We start from the raw sequence: 17,348 nt of genomic DNA, 5'->3' as shown, positions 1-17,348 counted from the left end.
AGCGATCACTTGTGTCGGTGCGCGGTGATGACGGCGGCGATCGCCCCGAGGGACAGGACGGCGGCGAAGCCGATCATCGCGGGCTGGAGGGCGATGTGGCGGATCACGACGCTGAACGCGATCGACGGCAGCCCCATGCCGAGGTAGGCGAGGACGAAGAACGTCGCCAGCACGCCCGCACGTGAGGCCGGGGCTGCCGCGCCGACGGTTTCGGCGACCGCGCTCTTGAAGAGCAGGCCGGCGCCGCCACCGCTCAAGGCCGCCGCGACGAGCACCAGCCAGAGCATCGGGTGGTAGAGCGAGACCGCGGTGAGGGCAAGGCCGACCGGGAAGCTGATAGTCCCGGTCACGAGCGCCACGGACTGGCTCGCGCGGAGCAGCGCGAGTTGTGCGAGGGCCGAGGCCGCGAACGCCGTGAACGGCGCCAGCCCCGCGATGAAGTACGACGTGATGCCGAGCTGACCGCGAACGATGATCGCGCCGAGCGACGAGAACAACCCCATCACCGCGAACGCGAAGAATCCCACCGCGGCCGCGGATCCGAAGGCCGCACCCCGGCCAGGACGCAGTGCGAACCGAGCCGGCCGATCGTTGCCTCTGGCCTCGATGTCCACCGTCTCCGGCGTCGACAGGACGAGCAGGAGCAGCACGATCATCAACGCGCCGAAGATCGTGTACGACGTCCGCAGCGGAGCCGGTGCCCATTGCGCGAGCGCACCGGCCACCAGGGGACCGAGTGCGAGGCCCCCCAGATTCGACGCGGTCGCCACCAACGCCGGCAGAGACGACCGAGGCTCATCGGGGTGAACGACGTCATGGAGGTCGGTCAGATACACGGTCGCCGTGGACGCCATCAGTCCGACCGCGACGCCCGTGAGCACGCGGCCCACCAGCAACGCCGGCAGGCCGGGCCAGATCGCGAGCACGGCGGCCGACAGGATGCCGGTGAGCAGCGCGGGGACGATGATGCGCCGACGGCCGAGCCGGTCGGAGAGATGGCCGAGTAGGTGGAAGGCCGCCGCGGCGCCGACCACCAGGACCGCGAAGGCGACGGTGACCGTGGTGGCACCGAAGTGGTCGCGGTCCTGGTAGATCGGCCAGAGCGGCGTCGGCACGGTCCCGAACGCCATCAGGGTCAGGAACGCGGCGGCGACGAACCAGAATCCGGTCAGGTGCCGGGCTCTCGTCGTACGGGCGATCGTTGGTGCGGCGGTGGTAGTCATCGCGGGCGTGGCCTCTCTGGAGGGACATCGGTCTACTGAGACCGAACAGGGCCGTGCTGCCCGGGCATACCAGCTCTGGTGAGACAGTTCTAGATGGATTCCATCTCTGAGAGAGATACAGTCGGGAGATGGAGTTTCGGCATCTGCGCCACTTCGTCGCGCTCGCGGAGGAGCGGAGCTTCACCCGGGCGGCGGAGCGCGAGCACATCGTGCAGTCCGGTCTGTCCATGTCGATCCGGGCGCTGGAGAAGGAAGTCGGTGCGCCGCTCTTCGTGCGCGGCACTCGTCCGGTCCGGCTGACGGCCGAGGGACTCGCGATGCTGCCGGCGGCGCGCCTGGCCTTGGAGGCGGCAGTCAACGCGCGGCAGGCCGTGCAGGACACGCAGGGGGTGCTGGCCGGCGAACTGCGCATTGGTGCCCTGCAGACTGCCGGGCACACGCTGCCGGTCTCGTCCTGGTTGGCCGCGTTCGCTGTTGACCACCCGTCGGTGCGGATCCGTGTGCAGCAGCTGCCGGCGCTGGCGATGGTGGAGATGGTTGCCGACGGCCACCTTGACTGTGCGCTGGTGTCACTCGTGTCGGATCGAGTCACCGGTCTCGAGGTCGTTCCGCTCGTTGTCGAGCCGCTGGTGCTCGCCTGTACTCCGACGCATCCGCTCAGCTCGGCGGACGCCGTCAAGCTGACCGATCTCGCCGCCGAGCGCTTCGTCGAAACGCCTCCCCAGTGGGCGATTCGTCAGGTGCTCGACACTGCCTTCGACGAGGCGGGCATCGAGCGCGACGTCGTATGCGAGGTGAACGAGTGGACGATGCTGCTCGACCTCGTCTCGGCCGGCGTCGGCATCGCCCTCATCCCCGAAGGCCTGGCCCTCGACACCTCCGCCGTACGTCTGGTCCCGCTAGCCGGCCCCGGCCTCCGCCGCCGAGTGGACCTGGTTCTCCCCACCGGCCCAGCCGCCTCTCCAGCCGCCCGCCGCTTCCGCGACTACGTCGTCGCTCACCCCGAACCGCGTCGATAGCCTCGGAAGGGTCGGCCCACGCCGCCCCTCGGCCGGATCATGGATGGCTGGGAGCTCCGGCGGCCTGGTTCAGGAGGTGGTTGGTCCAGGTGGGGTTGGTGTTTTGGGCTATGGGGTAGCCGGAGGCGTACGGACCCTCCCAGTGGACGGTGATGCCGGGGTTGTGGAGGTTGGTGCCGTCGGGGAGGAACAGGTGGGGGCTGCCTTGGATGGCGTCGGTAGTGGCGACGGCGTGGTCGGCCATGACAGTGGCTCGGGCGCGGCCGTCGTCGAGGGCCGCTGCGAGTGCGGTGACGTCGATCGAGCCGGCCTCCTTGGCGACGTCGAGGATCACCTGCCGGTGCCCGATCGAGCGCGACTCCCGCCAGAAGGCGCAACGCAACGCGTAGTCGAGATCCTCCGACTCGGGTAGACCCTGTTCCTTCGCCGCGTGCACAGCTTCGGCCGCGAGCAGCACGGTCGACGGATAGGTCCAGTCAGGCCGCGTCCACAGCCGGAACCCGAGCTCCGGCGCCACCTGACCGAGACCGACGGCCTCGCTGTCGGTGCCCGGCCTCGAGTGCGGACCGTTGAACAACTCGAGTGCGAACGTGTGGTGATCGAGGTGCACCTGGCCGTCGAGACCGAGCCGCTCCCGCGCCGCCCGGAGCCGATGAACGGCCACGAACGCGAACGGACACAGCAAATCGACCAGACCTGGATCGTCCCCGGCCCGGGAACCGGCGCGATCATTCGTCCTCCACATGGTCGGCCCCGGCCGGGTTGTTGGTGAAGCGCTCAGGCTTGAGCAGAACCGCCGTACGCCGGTCCGCGACCATCTCGCGGTCGTACTCGTCGAGATCCGGATGCTGTCCACCCGCCGCGTGGTAGATGTCGCGCAGCAGCAGCCGCAACTGCTCCGCGTCGAGACCGGGCAGCGAGTCATCAGGCCCGGCCAGCTCGACCGGCCCGCTGACCCCGATCCACCGCCAGCCCGCCCGGAACACGAGCGTCGCGTTCGGATCCCGGCGCAGATAGGTGAGCTTGGCCGTCCGGCCGCGCGCGACCAGGGCGACGACCGGCGCACCGGTGAGTGGATGCGGCAGGACACCGGCATTCACGACCGAGACAGCCGGCTCCCCGGACCGGCGACGGGTGACGAGCACGGCCAGCCAGTAGTCCTGGCTGCCGAGCTCCTTGATCAGCTCGAGTCCCGCACGGGCATCCATGCCCGCGACCTTAACGGACCATGGTCCGGTTCTCAAGGTCAGCGCGGAACCAGCTCCAGCTGGAAGAAGCTGATCGGGTGCTGTCCCGGGAACAACTCGCCGTACAGGATGACGGGGCCGGGCACCGGGCGGTCGGACCCGCAGGCCCGGAGGTCGAGGTTGGTCAGGAGCTCCGGCGAGGGGGTGGCGCGCAACTTACTCACGATCCTTCATCGCTCGCCACGCGCGCGACCGAGCCAGCCGTCGTACGGCGGTGTTGCGCCGGACGCGCTGCTTGACCCGCGTCCGCAGTGTCCGCCGGACGGGCTCGCGAACCGGGGCTCGTGACACAGCGGGAGCTCGGGGTCACGTGCCGGTTGACCTCGTCGAGGTGGTTGTCGAACACCGCCCGCCACAGGAGCTGCCGTAGCGCCACCTCGTCGGCCGCCGTGGTCCGGCCCGCCACCGACGACGCCCACAGCCGTTTCACCTGCGGCCGTAGAGCAACGGCTGGATCGCGGGGTCGGTGTAGTCGGGGCCGTCCGTGGTGGGGTCGGTGCGGACCAGGGTGTCGTTCGGGTGACTCGCGCCTGAGCGCCAGCGGTTGGTGGTGGGTTGGAGGTGGATGGCCAGCGAGCGGCGGGGCGCCGTACCGCGGTTGGCGGAGCTGCCGTGGACGGTGCGGCAGTGGTGGAAGCTGACCTGGCCGCGGCGCATCCGGGGTACGACGGGAGTCGGGTCGAAGCCCTGCGCCACGATCGAGGCCTCGAGGGCATCGGCGTCCTGGGAGAAGAAGTCGAGGCCGGTGATGTCCCAGCGATGGCTGCCGGGCAGGAACGACACCGCGCCGTTGACCTCGTCGACGTCATGGAACCCGACCCACGCCGTGAGCATGTCGTCCGACGTACACGACTGCCAGTACTGCCGGTCCGTGTGCCACCCCACGCGCGCCGAGCCGCCCACCGGCTTCCTGAGCAGTTGGTCGTGCCACAGCCGGATCCCGTCCGCGCCGGACAGCGCGGCGGCCGTCGCACCGATCGCCGGGTGCCGGACCAGCGCCGCAAGTTCGTCGACGCGGAGCGAGGAGTAGTCGTTCTTCCGCAGTACGTCGCCGTCCGACGGCTGCCAGCCGCGCGTCGCCGGCACGGCGGGGAGGGAGTGGTCGTGGTCGCCGGCGTAGAAGCGCTCCATGCCGCGATCGGCCGCGTCGAGTACGTCGGATGGCACGATCACCGGCGAGATCCAGTAGCCGTGCTCACGATAGAAGGCGATGTCGTCAGGCCCGGGAAGTTCTGTCATGCCGGCAACCGTAGGAAAGCGGGACGGTTCGCCGCGTTGCCGTTGTTCAGTCAACCGGACACAATCTTCAGGTGTCTCTGACCCAGCCTCGTGGGCTGCGTGCGGGCTTCCACGCCGACGTACACGACCCTGTCAGCGGTCTCGTGCACGCCGGTGAGCAGTGGGTCCCGGAGCAGTTCCTGATCGAGCCACACCAGCATCCGATGTGGGAGATCTACCTGCAGTTGCACGGCGTGACGCGCTGGGTGGCCGATGACGCGAGCTACCTCCTGCAGCCCGGCCACCTGTTCGCCGTACCTCCGGGTCTCGTGCATCACCTGGCCGGTCGTTCGGGCAATCACCACTTCTACTTCGCCGCCATCGACCTCGATCCCGTCGTACGACGCCAGCCCGCGCTGACCCTGGGTTGGCCCACAACCGTCGTGCATCGCGAGGCGGGAGAGGTCGCGCACGCCTTCGCGCAACTCGTCCGGGAACTCACCACCCGCTACGAGTACAACGACACCGGGCTGGCGCTGGCGGTCGACCACCTGGTGCTGTCAGTCGCGCGGGCGATGGCGCCGACGGCCGCACCACAACTGGCGATGCATCCGGCAGTGCGGACCGTGAAACGCCTGCTGGAGCAGGAGTTCCACGAACACTGGACGCTCCGCCGACTCGCTGACCGGGTCGGTCTCGCGCCGTCGTACCTGGCCGAACTGTTCGCCGACCACCTCGGCCAGCCGCCGCACCGCTACCTCAACGAGCGCCGTATCGACCGCGCCCGGCAGCTCCTGGAGTCCAGCGACCTGACCATCACCGCGCTGGCCCTCTCTCTTGGCTTCAGCTCGAGCCAGCACTTCGCCCGGGTCTTCCGCCAACTGACCAACACCACCCCGAGCGCCTACCGCTCAGCGCGCGAGTGACTCCAGCAGCGCGAGCACGGCGGTCCACCCTTGCCGGAGTGCGGCCTCGTTGCCCGCGCGAGTGCCGCCGAGCGAGATGACTCTGCGCGTCACCGGCTGCACCTCTTTCGTCCCCATCGGCAGGTACGGCGCTCCGCTGACACCGTGACCGGCCTGCGGGTAGATCAAGGCGCGGTGCGGGAAGCGGTTGTGAGCGTCATCGAGCTCCAGCGCGATCCGTGGCGCCGCCGTCATCGACGGCCAGAGCTGGTCGTCCGATCCGGCGATCGCGAGAACCGGGCCGCTGACATGGTCGACCGGGATCCGGGTGTCGTACTGCAGTTCCCTGCCACCCAGGGTCCACGCCGCGCCGCCGATCTCGGGGAACGACCCGACCACCACGTCGGTCGGTGCGTAGAGGACTGCACCGTGCACCAGGTCGGGGAAGTGCTCGCTCAGCAACAGCGCCGCCTCGGTGCCACGGGACGCGCTCAGCGCGATCAGGTGTGCTGGGTCCACTCCCGGCTGCCGGGCCAGCCAGCGGGCCGCGGTTGCGAAGTACTCCAGCGGGATGTCGCGAAGGTCCTGCGGCAACCCCGGTGCGTGGAAGTAGGCGATCGCGAGGATGGGATACCCGTGCGAGGCCAGCAGTGCCGCGACGGGCTTGACGCCCAGCCCACCTTCCGACCCACCGAAGACGAGGACGGCGGGATGCTTGGGGGCATCGCGTGGTGGAGCGAGGTACACCCCGCTCACCTTGTCGGCCGCCAGAGTGAGGGTTCTGGTCGTGACACCGGCCACCAGCCACTGCCTGGTCAGCCGGACGCCGGCAAGAATCTTGCCCTTCTGGAGAACCTGGATTTCGACGTGCTCGACCGGGCGGCCGTCCTCGGCCGGCGGAGCGTAGGCCTGGAGGTCCGGGTCGCCGTCCGGTGGGTTCATCGACCAGAACAGGCCCATCCCGTCGACGCCCTGATAGCTGCCGCCGGTCGGGCCGGCCCGGTCGAGATCGATCGCGCCGTGGTCGTCGGCCGTGAAGGTCGCCTCGGCTCGCCAGTTCTTGCCGTCGCGATCGGGAGCCTGTGCGCTGAGCTTCACGCCGGCGTGCGGGTGGAGTCCGCTGACCGCCAGATGGACAGGTTGATCCGCCAGCGCGGTCACGTGGTCGACCTGGATCGTCGCGTGGTCGGTCGAGCCCGACGTACACCCGCTCGCCAGCAGGCAGGCGGCCGTGGCCAGGAGCATCACGCGACGGAGCATGTCAGTCCTCGGGCGGTGGGGGCAGGGTCGGGTAATCGATGATGGGGTAGAGACCGACCGTGAAGCCATAGGTGGTGTCGCCGGAGCGCGGCAATTCGTCGAAGCTGTGGATCAGCCGGTCGACCCCGCGCCAGAACTCCGCAGCGCGTTCCTCCGGGATCCGGGCGTGGCGGATGAACGACCGCAGTTGTCCGGCGTCGTACGCCGTCCTGGACTCCTCGGCGGCGACCTCGAAGTCGTTGAAGTCCGGCGGCAACTCGACCCCGTCGACCCGCCGGCCGAGGCCGACGTAGAACATCCGCGCGGCCCGGCCGTAGAACCGCTCCTCGATGGCGCGGACCCGCCGGGTCCGGACGACCCTCAGGATCCCGGCATCCGCCAGCACCTTCACATGATGAGCCACGGTGCTCTTCGGCCGTTTGACCGCGGTGGCCAGCTCGGTCACGGTCGCGGCGCGCTCGTGCAACAGGCCCAGGATCGTCGTCCGCAGCGGGTCGCTGATCGCCCTGACCTGCTCGGCCGTCGTCAGCTCGATGGTGTCCTCGAGCTCGTAATCCGGCACCGGGCTGTTGATCGACATGATCGGATTAGACTAGCATCACGGATTGTTCGAGATATCTGGATCATTGGAGCGGATCATGGCCGAGATCGTGCTGTACCACCACGCGCAGGGACTCACCGACGGGGTGAAGACCTTCGCGGACGAGCTACGGCAGGCGGGTCACACCGTCCACCTGCCGGATCTCTACGAGGGGCGCACGTTCGCCACCCTCGACGAAGGCATCGGGTACGCGCGGGAGACCGGATTCGGCGTGGTCCACGAGCGCGGGGTGCAGGCCGCGCAGGGGCTCGGCGAGGCACTCGTCTATGCGGGCTTCTCCCTCGGCGTGATGCCGGCGCAGCAGTTGGCGCAGACGCGTCCCGGCGCGAAGGGCGCGCTGTTCTTCGACGCCTGCCTGCCGGTGTCCGAGTACGGCGAGGCCTGGCCGGCCGGCGTACCGGTCCAGATCCATGGGATGGACGAGGACCCGTTCTTCACCGAGGAAGGCGGCGACCTGGACTCCGCACGAGCGCTGGTCGCCGCCACCGACGAGGCGGAGCTCTTCCTCTACCCCGGCAAGGTGCACCTGTTCGCCGACTCCTCGCTGCCCGGGTACGACGAAGCCGCGGCGAAGCTGCTCACGAGCCGGGTCCTCACCTTCCTCGAACCGATCGGCTGACGCCGCGGCCCCGCGACCACGGCGGGTGCAACTAGAGTGCGGGCCATGATCAATGGTGCGCATGTGATCATCTACAGCCGCGACGCTGACGCCGATCGGGACTTCTTCCGGGACGTGCTCGGGTATCCCCATGTGGATGCCGGACACGGGTGGCTGATCTTCAAGTTGCCGCCTGCCGAGGTGGCGGTGCACCCGGCCGAGGTGGACTCGCACGAGCTGTTCCTGATGTGCGACGACCTCGACACGACGATCGCCGAGCTGACGGCGCGTGGGGTGGAGTTCGTGAAGCCGCCGGAGCGGCAGCCGTGGGGAGTGCTGACGGCGATCCGGTTGCCCGGTGGAAGCGAGCTCGGGCTTTATGAGCCGTTGCATGAGCGTGCGCACGATCTCTGAGTCGTGATCGATTTCAGGATCGACGTTCCGGACGCCGCCCTGGAGGACTTGGCCGCGCGGTTGCGGCAGATTCGGTGGCCGCGGCAACTGCCGGGCACTGCGTGGGATCGCGGCGTACCGGTCGAGTATCTGCAGGGGATCGTGGCGCGGTGGCAGGCGTACGACTGGCGGGCGTGGGAAGCGCGGCTGAACGCGTATCCGCAGTACACGACGCGGATCGATGAGCAGACGATCCACTTCCTGCATGTGCGTTCGCCGGAGCCCGATGCGCTGCCGTTGATCCTCACGCACGGCTGGCCGGGGTCGGTCGCGGAGTTCCTCCCGATTCTCGGTCCGCTCACCGACCCCGCGTCGTACGGCGGGGATCCGCGCGACGCCTTCCATGTCGTAGTCCCGTCCGTGCCGGGACACGGCTTCTCCGTCCCGCTCGAGAGCCCCGGTTGGAACCATCGGCGGATCGCGCAGGCGTGGGCGGTCTTGATGCGGGAGTTGGGTTACCAGCGGTACGGCGCTCAGGGTGGCGACACCGGATCGGTCGTGTCCCCGCTGCTCGGGTACGTCGATCCGTCCCACGTCGTCGGCGTACACATCAACGGCGGGCTGGCGTTTCCGCCGATCCTGCCGGATGACGTCGAGCACCTGACCGATGTCGAGCGGGAGCGCCTCGCAGCGGCCGAACGTCTGCGTGAGGTCGGGACCGGGTACGCCGAAGTGCAGGGCACGCGACCGCAGACGGTGTCGTTCGGGTTGAGCGACTCGCCGGTTGGACAACTGGCGTGGATCCTGGAGAAGTTCTGGGAATGGACGGATCCGGCGCGTGCGCTGCCCGAGGACGCCGTCGACCTCGACCACCTGTTGACGGACGCATCGATCTACTGGTTCACCAACACGAGTGCGTCATCGGCCAACCTGTACTACGAGAATCGGGTCGCGGCCGGCGACGCGCTCGAACCGTCCGGAGTGCCGACCGGTGTGGCGGTGTTCCCGACCGATCCGGCGATCCGGCGGGTGCTAGACCGCCGGCACCGCATCGTCCATTGGTCGGAGTTCGACCGCGGTGGGCACTTCGCCGCACTCGAGGCTCCGGACCTGCTCGTCGACGACATCCGTGCCTTCTTCCGGCTGGTCCGTTAGGCGAGCCGCGACGACGAAGTTCAGCAACGTGCCGTCACGCTCGACCGTTGCCTCCGGCCACCGACGGCGGATCATGCGGAGGCTCCGGTCGTTCGCCGGACTGACCACGAACAGGAACCTGGTGGCACCTGCCGCGATCGCTCCGGCCGCGGCCGTCGCCAGCATCCGCACGCCGAGCCCGCGGCCCTGGTCGTCCTCGCTGATGATCACCGCGAGTTCGGCGGTCGCTTCGTGGCCGTGAGCCCACGCCCACATCGAGTGGCCGACGATCGTGTCACCCCGGGTCGCGACCCAGGACGCGCCGGTGGGGCAGAGCAGCCGGAGCAAGAGCGCGGGCCGGGGTGGCCGGCCGATCGCGGTCTGGAACCGGAAATAGAGGCTGAGGTCGGTCAGCCCGGTCAACATTCGCGCCAGCTCGTCCGCGTCGGGTTCCCCGGCGCGGCGGATGAGCGGCGTACCCATCTGAGTCTGGTTCACGGATTCAGGGTCGCTCGGGTTGGCTGAGTCTGTCAAGCGGACTTATCCTGGATCTCATGAACGAGCAGGTGCCTGAGGCGATGAGCTGGTCGACCGAGAACTGCACGATCTCCCGGACGATGGAGATCCTGGGCGACAAATGGACGTTCCACGTGCTGCGCGAACTCTTCGTCGGCGTCCGGCGCTTCGAGGACATTCGTACGCGGGCCGGCGTACCCCGCCAGGTCCTGACCGATCGGCTCGCCGCGCTGATCGAGCGCGGCCTGATCCGCCGGCACCCCTACCGTCTGCCCGGTCAGCGGGAACGCTACGAGTACCGCCTCACCCAGGCCGGCCTCGACCTGTATCCCGTGCTGGTCGCGATGATCCAGTGGGGCGATCAGTACCTGCCGTTGGACGGCGGCCCACCCATCGAGGCGCGCCACCGCGGCGACTGCGACGCACACGTCACAGTCGTCCTGCGCTGCGAAGCCGGCCATGAGCCCACGCCGCGTGACGTAGTCCTCCGCCCCGGCCCCACAGCGAAACCCCGCGCACTGGCGGGCTGACGCCCGTGGCGGTGGGTCAGAGCGCGTCGATGGCAGCGCGGATGAGGCCTTCGGTGTGGCGTGGCTGAGAGGCCGCGATGGACAGCGCGTCCATGGTGACGACGTACGCGTCGAGTTCCTCGCGCTTGTCGAGGTACACCGCACTGGTCAGGTGCTCGATGTAGACGATGTCCGGCAGATCAGTGTCGATGAAGCGGAGCAGCGTGAAGGCTCCACCTGTCGCGGTGTAGCCACCCTTGTCGAACGGGATGATCTGCAGCGTGACGTTGTGCCGCTTCGACGCCTCGATCAGGTACTCCAGTTGCTCCTTGAGCACCTTCTTGCTACCGATCGGCCGTCGTAGTACCGACTCGTCGATGACCGCCCACAACCGCGCCGGGCGCTGGCGGGTGAGCACCTGCTGGCGCGTCGTCCGAAGCGCGACCAGTCGGTCCTCCTCGGCCTTCGCCAGTGGCTCGTCCAGCCGGCCGAGGCTGACCACGGCGCGCGCGTAGTCGGGCGTCTGCAGCAGGCCGGGCACGAACTGCAACTCGAACGTACGAATCAGGTCGGCCGCCATCTCCAGGCCGAGGTACGAATGGAACCAGGTCGGCGTGAGGTCGTCGTACCGTTGCCACCAGCCAGGGTTGTTCGCGTCCCGTGCGAGTGCCAGCAGGCGATCGCGCTCGTCCTGGTCCTCGAGTTTGTAGAGGCTGAGCAGGTCGTCGACGTCGCGCACCTTGAAGCCGACGCGACCGAGTTCGAGCCGGCTGATCTTCGACTCCGAGCCGCGGATCGCCCAGCCGGCGTCGGTCCGGCTGATCCCGGCCTCTTCCCGCAGACGGCGCAGGTGCACGCCGAGCATGATGCGCAGGGCGGTCGGACCGCCGTACGCGCCCGGTTCCGTCACGCCTCGCCTCCCACAGCAAGCTACCCGGTGCGGACAGCAGGTAGATCATTTCACAACGGAACGTGAACGCGTCCACCCCGACGCGCTTACACCATGTGTTCACCGGCCCCTACTGTCAGTAGAGTCGTCCCACAGACATCCCGATCATTCTGCGAGGTCCTGCTGATGCCCGATGCCACCAAGGCACCCAGTTCGATTCCGGTGGGTGTGGACACCACGAGGGCCAGCATCGCCCGGGTGTACGACGCCGCGCTGAACGGCAAGGACAACTTCGAGATCGACCGCGAAGTGCTCCGGCAGGTCGCCACCGTCGCGCCCCAGGTCAACGACCTGGCCTGGTCGAACCGGAACTTCCTGATCCGGGCGTGCCGCTTCCTGGCCGGCCAGACGGACATCACGCAGTACCTCGACTGCGGTTCCGGCCTGCCGACCGCGGAGAACACGCACCAGGTGGTGCAGCGGCTGCGGCCGGAGTCGAAGGTTCTCTACATCGACAACGACCCGGTGGTGCTCGCGCACGGCCGCGCGCTGCTGGAGGAGAACGAGAACACGCTGTTCGTCAGCGCCGACATCTTCGACCCCGACCAGGTGCTCGGCCGGGACGAAGTGCGGGAGTTCCTCGACTTCAGCAAGCCGATCGCAGTGATCCAGAACGGCACGCTGCACCACTACACCGGCAACGACGGCCCGCAGATCATGCAGAAGTACGTCGACGCGGTCGTGCCGGGGTCGTACACGGTGGTCGCGCACTTCTACGACCCGGAGACGCCGGAGCACTCCGAGGTCGCCCGGAAGATGGAGGAGAGGTTCGTCCACAGCCCGATGGGCAGCGGGGTGTTCCGCACCCGCGAGCAGCTTCTCGAACTGTTCCCCGGCCAGGAGCTCGTCCCGCCGGGCCTGGTCCTGTGTGACGACTGGTGGCCGGACGGACCGCGCATCAAGCCGCTCAACCAGGTGGAGGAGTGCATCGCCGGCGCGGTCGGCCGCAAGCTCTGAGCCTTCAGTACGCCGAAACGCCCGGAACCACAGGGCGGTTCCGGGCGTTTTGTTGCTCAGAGCAAGCGTCAGACGTGTTCGGAGACGAGGACGGCGGCGGTCTCCTCGAGGGCCTGGAAGATGTGCGGGAGATCGCCGGGGTAGGCGAGGTAGTCGCCGGGAGTGAGTTCGATCGGGTCGTCGGCCGGGCCTACCAGGGCACGGCCTGAGCTGAGGACGACATGCTCGACCACGCCGGGCATGTGCGGCTCGGACTTCCGGCCGGGGCCGGGGGAGGCGACGATGCGGTAGATGTCGCGGCGGGCGTTCGGTGGGCAGGACGCGACCAGGGTCGCGCTGTACTCGGCCTGATCGGAGTAGAGGACCGGCCCCTCGCCCGCGCGGATCACCTGCACCTTCGGCCGCGGCGGGTCGAGCAACGTGGCGAACGGCGTGTCCAGCGCGACCGCCAGCGCCCACAACGTCTCCACGCTCGGATTGCCGGACCCCGACTCCAGCTGGGACAGCGTGGACTTCGCGACCCCGGCCCGCTTGGCCACCTCGGTCAACGACAGTCCGGCTCGCGCGCGGTACCGGCGCAGCGAGGCCGCGATCACGTCGAGCGGTGCCTTGGTGTCCATCGGTGTTCGCTCCATCGGTCTACTTGTTCGGCTTGACGAACGCAGAGTGCGTTGTTCATCATAATGCTCATGCGTTCGATCTGGCGAACACTCGACCGTGGGCTGGCCCGGGACATCGGGCTGGTCTGCCTGGCCGACGGCGTGGTCGGTCTCTCGTACGGCGCGATCAGCGTCGGCGGTGGACTGCCGTTGTGGGTTCCGGTGCTGCTGTCGCTGGTGGTCTTCGCGGGCGCGTCGCAGTTCCTGTTCGTCGGGATCGTGGCGGCCGGCGGCAGTCCGATCGCGGCGATGATCGCCGGCCTGCTGGTCAACACCCGGCACGTTGCCTTCGGCCTTGCGGTCAGTGACGTGATCGGTAGCGGCTGGCGGCGCCTGCCGGGCAGCCACCTGATGACGGACGAGAACGTCGCGTTCGCCATGGGCCAGGAGGATCTGCGGCAGAAGCGGGCGGCGTACTGGGCCGGCGGGATCGGCATCTTCGTGTGCTGGAACATCGGCGTAGTCGTGGGCGGTGCGGCCGGATCGGTCATCACCGACACCGATGTGTTCGGGCTGGACGCCGCGTTCCCGGCGGTGCTGCTGGCCCTTGTTCTGCCCGCATTGCGTGATCGTGCGACACGTACGGCGGCCTTGATCGGGGTGGTGTTCGCGTTGGCGGCGACTCCGTTCCTGCCGGCCGGTCTGCCTGTGCTGCTTGCACTGGCGGGGCTGCTCTTCTACCGCGCGGGCAAACCCGCGCTGGAGGTGTCGCGATGACCAACACGCCCGTGCTGCTGATCGGCATCCTGGTTCTTGCCGTGGGCACCTTTTCGCTGCGGCTCGCCGGGCCGGTGATGCGCAGCCGGTTCGAGTTGCCCGAGCGGGCGCAGCAGGTCCTTGCCGCGGCGGCGATCGTGCTGCTCACTGCTTTGGTCGCTACCTCTGCCCTGACGGACGGCCACGGGCCGGCGGGCGTCGCGCGTCCGGCCGGCGTACTGGTCGGTGGCGTGCTTGCGTGGCGCAAGGCGCCGTTCGTGCTGGTCGTGGTGGCGGCTGCCGCGACCGCGGCGGGTCTGAGGCTGCTCGGCGTACCGTAACGAACCACTCCAGGGCTACGGTGCTGCCCATGAGCACATATCCCGGGCAGGCCGCGGCGCCGAAGAAGACGCTGACCTGGATCGCGATCGCGTGCTTCGCGATCGGTGCCGTGCTGACCTTGTTCTTCGTCTGGCGGATCGTCGAGACGGTGCCGGAGTCGCCGCAGTCGGTCGCGGGCGGCGTGGTCCACCTGAAGGAGGAGGGGCTGACGATCTACTCGTCCGTCCCGGTGCTCAATCCGCCGTGCGAGGCGAAGGACGCGTCGGGTGGCGCCGTACCGCTGAAGGCGCCGACCGGCTCCGAGCAGATCACGATCAACGACGAGACCTGGTACGTCGTCGCGCGGTCGGTGGACACCGTCCCGGCGGGAGACTACAGCATCTCCTGCACCGACGACACCACCGGAGCCACGTACGCCGCCGGACCGAAGTCCTCGGTCGTGGCGTTCGTGCTGTCGATCTTCGGTGCCATCGGCTCCTTCCTGATCTTCTTCATCCTCGGTGGCGTCCTGCTCACCATCGGCGCCGTCCGCAACCGCCGCCGCAACCGTCCGCCGAACACCTACCCGCCCCAGCAACCACCAGGTGCCCCCGGCAACTACCCGCCCCCACCCGGCGCCCAGAACGGCACCTTCCCAGCCCCACCTCCATACAACCCCGGACCCGACCCTGACCACCCCCAAGACCGCTGACAAGTAAGGTGTTCTGTTTGGATGGGGCGTATGGATCTTGACTGGCCGGGGTGCCGGAATGTGCGGGATGTGGGTGGGTTGCCGACGGCGAACGGCGCGAGGGTTCGCGAAGGGGTGCTGATTCGGTCGGACAGCTTGCACTATCTGACCGCCGAGGGAGTCGAGGCGGTACGGCGTTCCGGTGTCAGCCGGATCCTGGATCTGCGGGGCGAGGCGGAGGCGGCCGCCGCGCCGAGTCCGTTCGTCGGGGATCCGCTGTTGGTCGCGCAGTCGCTGCAGGATCCCGCCGACCCGGATCACGGGCAGCCGACGATCGTCGCGGCGTGTACGTGGATGCTGGATCGGCGCCCGGAGCTGTTCGCGGCCGCCGTGAAGGCCATCGCGGACGAGCCCGACGGCGCGGTCGTCGTGCATTGCCACGGCGGCAAGGACCGGACCGGCATGGTGGTCGCGCTGGCCCTGAGCATCGCCGGCGTGCCCGAGGACGAGATCGTCGCCGACTACTTCCTCACCCAGGAGCGGATGGCCGGCCTGCTGGCCGAGCAGTTGGCGGCCGAACCGGACACCTCGCAGCATCCGGAACTGATCGAGTTCCGCGACACCCGGGCCGAGTCGATCGTCGCGATCCTGCGTCATCTCGACGAAAAGTACGGCGGACCCGAGCCATACCTGCGGCACGGTGGTCTCACCGACGACGATCTCGACCGCCTCCGCCGGCGACTGATCGGTTGACCCGGAGCCGACCGCTGTCACGGCGTAGTCATGGAAGGCAGTAGATTGGCGCTCATGCCGACCGCCGCAGAGCCGACCGGGGCGACCGACCCGGCGGCGCTGGCCGAACGCTACGGACTCTCCCAAAGCTCGATCCGCCCGCAGCTCAACTCCTACCTGTGGGAGTTGTGGAGCCGTCGCCAGTTCGTCCTCAGCTACGCCCGAGCCCGCACCTACGCCATGTACGCCGGGGCCCGCCTCGGGTCCCTCTGGCAGGTGCTGACACCGCTGCTCAACGCGGCGGTGTACTACCTCGCCTTCGGTGTCCTGCTCGGCACCAAGAACGGGATCGACAACTACGTCGCGTTCCTGCTCAGCGGGATCTTCGTCTTCACGTTCACCCAGCGCTGCATGACCGAGGGGTCCCGCTCGCTGGCGCTGAACCTGTCGCTGATCCGCACCCTGCACTTCCCGCGCGCGACCCTGCCGCTCGCCTACGTGGTGAACGAGCTGAACCAGATGCTGGTCTCGCTGGGTCTGCTGTTCGTGATCGTCGGGTTCACGGACGGAGTCACCTGGCGCTGGGTGCTCGTCGCGCCGGCCATGCTGCTGCAGACCATGTTCAACATCGGGATCACCCTGGTCTGCGCGCGGGTCGGAACGTTCGTGTCCGACATCAGTCAGTTGCTACCGTTCGTCACCCGCACCTGGCTGTACGCGTCCGGGATCTTCTTCTCGCTGCCGGCCAAGCTGGACCAGGTGGACGCGCCGAGCTGGGTGGTCAAGGTGCTCGCGCTCAACCCGATCTCGGCGTACATCGACATCTTCCGGAGATCGCTGCTCGCGGAGCACGAGGCGAACCAGTTGCCGAATGCGTGGAAAATCGCGATCGTCTGGTCGTTCGTGATGCTGGCGGCCGGGCTGGTGTACTTCTGGCGTGCGGAGGACCGGTATGGCCGTGGCTGATTCAGGGGCTGAACCGACAGTGATCGCCGACCACCTGGACATCATCTACAAGGTGATCGCCGGGCAGGGCGGTAAGGGTACGGCGGCGACGGCGTTCCGGCGGATCCTGAAGCGGCAGGACCGGCCGACGATCCGCGAGGTGCATGCGGTCAAAGACGTCAGCTTCACTGCCTACAAGGGCGATGCGATCGGCGTCATCGGCCGCAACGGCTCCGGCAAGTCGACGCTGCTGCGGGCGATCGCCGGGCTGCTGCCGCCCGCCGCCGGTGTCGTCTACACCAGCGGGCGGCCCTCGCTGCTCGGCGTCAACGCGGCGATGATGAACGACCTGACCGGCGACCGCAACGTCGTACTCGGCTGTCTCGCGATGGGCATGTCGGCGGCCGAGATCCAGCAGCGGTACGACGAGATCGTCGAGTTCTCCGGGATCGGGGACTTCATCGACCTGCCGATGTCGACGTACTCGTCCGGCATGGCGGCCCGGCTGAAGTTCGCGATCGCGTCGGCGAAGACGCACGACATCCTGCTCGTCGACGAGGCCCTGGCCACCGGGGACGCCGAGTTCCGGGTCCGCTCCGAACGGAAGATCCGCGACCTGCGCGACCAGGCCGGCACGGTGTTCCTGGTCAGCCACAGCCTCGACGTCGTACTCGACACCTGTAACCGCGCGATCTGGCTGGACGGCGGCGTACTGCGCCTCGACGGCACCGCCGAAGACGTCGTCGCCGCCTATACCAAATTCGCCCGGGGTTAG

At 68.6% G+C, this 17,348-nt stretch carries 23 protein-coding genes and 1 pseudogene; 13 read left to right on the top strand and 11 right to left on the bottom strand.

The window, feature by feature from the left end:
* Positions 1–5: 5 nt before the first annotated feature.
* A complete protein-coding gene (locus OG817_RS29750) occupies positions 6–1,223 on the bottom strand; it encodes an MFS transporter (protein ID WP_406047853.1) in 1,218 nt (405 codons plus the stop codon).
* Between the two features lie 128 nt (positions 1,224–1,351).
* Between OG817_RS29750 and OG817_RS29745 the strand changes: the two genes are divergently transcribed.
* Positions 1,352–2,242: a LysR family transcriptional regulator gene (locus tag OG817_RS29745; protein ID WP_406047852.1), complete on the top strand. Its 891-nt coding sequence runs from the start codon at positions 1,352–1,354 to the stop codon at positions 2,240–2,242.
* A 37-nt stretch (positions 2,243–2,279) separates the two neighbouring features.
* On the opposite strand, the gene OG817_RS29740 is transcribed toward OG817_RS29745, so the two are convergent.
* Genes OG817_RS29740 through OG817_RS29720 form a run of 5 tightly spaced genes read right to left on the bottom strand, consistent with a single transcriptional unit; the run spans position 2,280 to position 4,728 of the window.
* Positions 2,280–2,987 carry a DsbA family protein gene (locus OG817_RS29740; RefSeq protein ID WP_406047851.1) on the bottom strand — a complete coding sequence of 236 codons (708 nt, stop codon included), beginning with the start codon at positions 2,985–2,987 and terminating at the stop codon, positions 2,280–2,282.
* Entirely contained in the window at positions 2,971–3,450 is a 480-nt protein-coding gene (locus OG817_RS29735) for a pyridoxamine 5'-phosphate oxidase (RefSeq protein ID WP_406047850.1), read from the bottom strand. The genes OG817_RS29740 and OG817_RS29735 overlap by 17 nt, the downstream gene beginning before the upstream one ends.
* Positions 3,451–3,488: 38 nt before the next feature.
* Positions 3,489–3,653, bottom strand: coding sequence for a hypothetical protein (locus OG817_RS29730; protein WP_406047849.1), 165 nt, complete (start codon positions 3,651–3,653; stop codon positions 3,489–3,491).
* Positions 3,650–3,919: a hypothetical protein gene (locus OG817_RS29725; RefSeq protein WP_406047848.1), complete on the bottom strand. Its 270-nt coding sequence runs from the start codon at positions 3,917–3,919 to the stop codon at positions 3,650–3,652. The genes OG817_RS29730 and OG817_RS29725 overlap by 4 nt, the downstream gene beginning before the upstream one ends.
* Positions 3,916–4,728 carry a phytanoyl-CoA dioxygenase family protein gene (locus OG817_RS29720; protein WP_406047847.1) on the bottom strand — a complete coding sequence of 271 codons (813 nt, stop codon included), beginning with the start codon at positions 4,726–4,728 and terminating at the stop codon, positions 3,916–3,918. Before OG817_RS29720 ends, OG817_RS29725 begins: the two co-directional genes overlap by 4 nt.
* A gap of 71 nt (positions 4,729–4,799) precedes the next feature.
* On the opposite strand from OG817_RS29720, the gene OG817_RS29715 reads away from it, so the two are divergent.
* Positions 4,800–5,633: an AraC family transcriptional regulator gene (locus tag OG817_RS29715; protein ID WP_406047846.1), complete on the top strand. Its 834-nt coding sequence runs from the start codon at positions 4,800–4,802 to the stop codon at positions 5,631–5,633.
* On the opposite strand, the gene OG817_RS29710 is transcribed toward OG817_RS29715, so the two are convergent.
* Both OG817_RS29710 and OG817_RS29705 read right to left on the bottom strand, forming a co-directional pair.
* Positions 5,619–6,872: an acyl-CoA thioesterase/BAAT N-terminal domain-containing protein gene (locus OG817_RS29710; RefSeq protein ID WP_406047845.1), complete on the bottom strand. Its 1,254-nt coding sequence runs from the start codon at positions 6,870–6,872 to the stop codon at positions 5,619–5,621. The two genes, OG817_RS29715 and OG817_RS29710, sit on opposite strands and share 15 nt — an antisense overlap.
* A gap of 1 nt (position 6,873) precedes the next feature.
* Positions 6,874–7,452 (bottom strand): ArsR/SmtB family transcription factor, encoded by a 579-nt coding sequence (locus OG817_RS29705; RefSeq protein WP_406047844.1) that lies wholly within the window; start codon positions 7,450–7,452, stop codon positions 6,874–6,876.
* Positions 7,453–7,510: 58 nt separating this feature from the next.
* Here OG817_RS29705 and OG817_RS29700 point away from each other — a divergent pair, with 58 nt between their 5' ends.
* The 3 genes from OG817_RS29700 to OG817_RS29690 are packed head-to-tail and all read left to right on the top strand — an operon-like array spanning position 7,511 to position 9,619.
* Complete coding sequence (locus OG817_RS29700; RefSeq protein ID WP_406047843.1) at positions 7,511–8,092, top strand: dienelactone hydrolase family protein; 582 nt, start codon at positions 7,511–7,513, stop codon at positions 8,090–8,092.
* Between the two features lie 45 nt (positions 8,093–8,137).
* Positions 8,138–8,485 (top strand): VOC family protein, encoded by a 348-nt coding sequence (locus OG817_RS29695; RefSeq protein ID WP_406047842.1) that lies wholly within the window; start codon positions 8,138–8,140, stop codon positions 8,483–8,485.
* A 3-nt stretch (positions 8,486–8,488) separates the two neighbouring features.
* Positions 8,489–9,619, top strand: a complete 1,131-nt coding sequence (locus tag OG817_RS29690) for an epoxide hydrolase family protein (protein ID WP_406047841.1) — start codon at positions 8,489–8,491, stop codon at positions 9,617–9,619.
* Between the two features lie 78 nt (positions 9,620–9,697).
* Here the strand turns inward: OG817_RS29690 and OG817_RS29685 are convergent.
* Positions 9,698–10,024 (bottom strand): annotated as a pseudogene (locus OG817_RS29685) (GNAT family N-acetyltransferase); the annotation flags it as partial.
* Positions 10,025–10,152: 128 nt separating this feature from the next.
* Between OG817_RS29685 and OG817_RS29680 the strand changes: the two are divergent.
* Complete coding sequence (locus tag OG817_RS29680) at positions 10,153–10,644, top strand: winged helix-turn-helix transcriptional regulator (RefSeq protein ID WP_396391949.1); 492 nt, start codon at positions 10,153–10,155, stop codon at positions 10,642–10,644.
* A gap of 16 nt (positions 10,645–10,660) precedes the next feature.
* Here the strand turns inward: OG817_RS29680 and OG817_RS29675 are convergent, their stop codons facing one another.
* A complete protein-coding gene (locus OG817_RS29675; RefSeq protein ID WP_360438361.1) occupies positions 10,661–11,533 on the bottom strand; it encodes a helix-turn-helix transcriptional regulator in 873 nt (290 codons plus the stop codon).
* A 165-nt stretch (positions 11,534–11,698) separates the two neighbouring features.
* Between OG817_RS29675 and OG817_RS29670 the strand changes: the two genes are divergently transcribed.
* Positions 11,699–12,529: an SAM-dependent methyltransferase gene (locus tag OG817_RS29670; protein ID WP_406047840.1), complete on the top strand. Its 831-nt coding sequence runs from the start codon at positions 11,699–11,701 to the stop codon at positions 12,527–12,529.
* 68 nt (positions 12,530–12,597) lie between these two features.
* On the opposite strand, the gene OG817_RS29665 is transcribed toward OG817_RS29670, so the two are convergent.
* The gene (locus OG817_RS29665; RefSeq protein ID WP_406047839.1) at positions 12,598–13,164 is read right to left on the bottom strand and encodes a helix-turn-helix domain-containing protein; all 567 of its coding nucleotides are present in this window, start codon (positions 13,162–13,164) and stop codon (positions 12,598–12,600) included.
* Positions 13,165–13,218: 54 nt separating this feature from the next.
* On the opposite strand from OG817_RS29665, the gene OG817_RS29660 reads away from it, so the two are divergent.
* Genes OG817_RS29660 through OG817_RS29635 form a run of 6 tightly spaced genes read left to right on the top strand, consistent with a single transcriptional unit; the run spans position 13,219 to position 17,348 of the window.
* Positions 13,219–13,905, top strand: coding sequence for an AzlC family ABC transporter permease (locus OG817_RS29660; protein ID WP_406047838.1), 687 nt, complete (start codon positions 13,219–13,221; stop codon positions 13,903–13,905).
* Complete coding sequence (locus tag OG817_RS29655; RefSeq protein WP_406047837.1) at positions 13,902–14,225, top strand: AzlD domain-containing protein; 324 nt, start codon at positions 13,902–13,904, stop codon at positions 14,223–14,225. Before OG817_RS29660 ends, OG817_RS29655 begins: the two co-directional genes overlap by 4 nt.
* A 29-nt stretch (positions 14,226–14,254) precedes the next feature.
* Positions 14,255–14,917 (top strand): hypothetical protein, encoded by a 663-nt coding sequence (locus OG817_RS29650; protein WP_406047836.1) that lies wholly within the window; start codon positions 14,255–14,257, stop codon positions 14,915–14,917.
* 30 nt (positions 14,918–14,947) lie between these two features.
* A complete protein-coding gene (locus OG817_RS29645) occupies positions 14,948–15,649 on the top strand; it encodes a tyrosine-protein phosphatase (protein ID WP_406047835.1) in 702 nt (233 codons plus the stop codon).
* 54 nt (positions 15,650–15,703) lie between these two features.
* Positions 15,704–16,594: an ABC transporter permease gene (locus tag OG817_RS29640; RefSeq protein WP_396391957.1), complete on the top strand. Its 891-nt coding sequence runs from the start codon at positions 15,704–15,706 to the stop codon at positions 16,592–16,594.
* A complete protein-coding gene (locus tag OG817_RS29635) occupies positions 16,587–17,348 on the top strand; it encodes an ABC transporter ATP-binding protein (protein WP_396391958.1) in 762 nt (253 codons plus the stop codon). Before OG817_RS29640 ends, OG817_RS29635 begins: the two co-directional genes overlap by 8 nt.

Origin of the sequence: Kribbella sp. NBC_00889 (assembly GCF_045207705.1) — a bacterium.
In the GTDB taxonomy this organism is placed as follows: Bacteria; Actinomycetota; Actinomycetes; order Propionibacteriales; family Kribbellaceae; genus Kribbella.
This window is presented reverse-complemented; position numbering and strand designations above follow the sequence as displayed.

Excerpts from the sequence above, each read along its gene's own strand:
- OG817_RS29655 (WP_406047837.1), top strand. The coding sequence starts at position 13,902 with ATGACCAACACGCCCGTGCTGCTGATCGGCATCCTGGTTCTTGCCGTG.
- OG817_RS29705 (WP_406047844.1), bottom strand. The coding sequence starts at position 7,452 with ATGTCGATCAACAGCCCGGTGCCGGATTACGAGCTCGAGGACACCATC.
- OG817_RS29710 (WP_406047845.1), bottom strand. The coding sequence starts at position 6,872 with ATGCTCCGTCGCGTGATGCTCCTGGCCACGGCCGCCTGCCTGCTGGCG.
- OG817_RS29740 (WP_406047851.1), bottom strand. The coding sequence starts at position 2,987 with ATGTGGAGGACGAATGATCGCGCCGGTTCCCGGGCCGGGGACGATCCA.
- OG817_RS29680 (WP_396391949.1), top strand. The coding sequence starts at position 10,153 with ATGAACGAGCAGGTGCCTGAGGCGATGAGCTGGTCGACCGAGAACTGC.
- OG817_RS29640 (WP_396391957.1), top strand. The coding sequence starts at position 15,704 with ATGCCGACCGCCGCAGAGCCGACCGGGGCGACCGACCCGGCGGCGCTG.
- OG817_RS29695 (WP_406047842.1), top strand. The coding sequence starts at position 8,138 with ATGATCAATGGTGCGCATGTGATCATCTACAGCCGCGACGCTGACGCC.
- OG817_RS29645 (WP_406047835.1), top strand. The coding sequence starts at position 14,948 with ATGGATCTTGACTGGCCGGGGTGCCGGAATGTGCGGGATGTGGGTGGG.
- OG817_RS29745 (WP_406047852.1), top strand. The coding sequence starts at position 1,352 with ATGGAGTTTCGGCATCTGCGCCACTTCGTCGCGCTCGCGGAGGAGCGG.
- OG817_RS29665 (WP_406047839.1), bottom strand. The coding sequence starts at position 13,164 with ATGGAGCGAACACCGATGGACACCAAGGCACCGCTCGACGTGATCGCG.
- OG817_RS29650 (WP_406047836.1), top strand. The coding sequence starts at position 14,255 with ATGAGCACATATCCCGGGCAGGCCGCGGCGCCGAAGAAGACGCTGACC.
- OG817_RS29720 (WP_406047847.1), bottom strand. The coding sequence starts at position 4,728 with ATGACAGAACTTCCCGGGCCTGACGACATCGCCTTCTATCGTGAGCAC.
- OG817_RS29700 (WP_406047843.1), top strand. The coding sequence starts at position 7,511 with ATGGCCGAGATCGTGCTGTACCACCACGCGCAGGGACTCACCGACGGG.
- OG817_RS29750 (WP_406047853.1), bottom strand. The coding sequence starts at position 1,223 with ATGACTACCACCGCCGCACCAACGATCGCCCGTACGACGAGAGCCCGG.
- OG817_RS29735 (WP_406047850.1), bottom strand. The coding sequence starts at position 3,450 with ATGGATGCCCGTGCGGGACTCGAGCTGATCAAGGAGCTCGGCAGCCAG.
- OG817_RS29660 (WP_406047838.1), top strand. The coding sequence starts at position 13,219 with ATGCGTTCGATCTGGCGAACACTCGACCGTGGGCTGGCCCGGGACATC.
- OG817_RS29670 (WP_406047840.1), top strand. The coding sequence starts at position 11,699 with ATGCCCGATGCCACCAAGGCACCCAGTTCGATTCCGGTGGGTGTGGAC.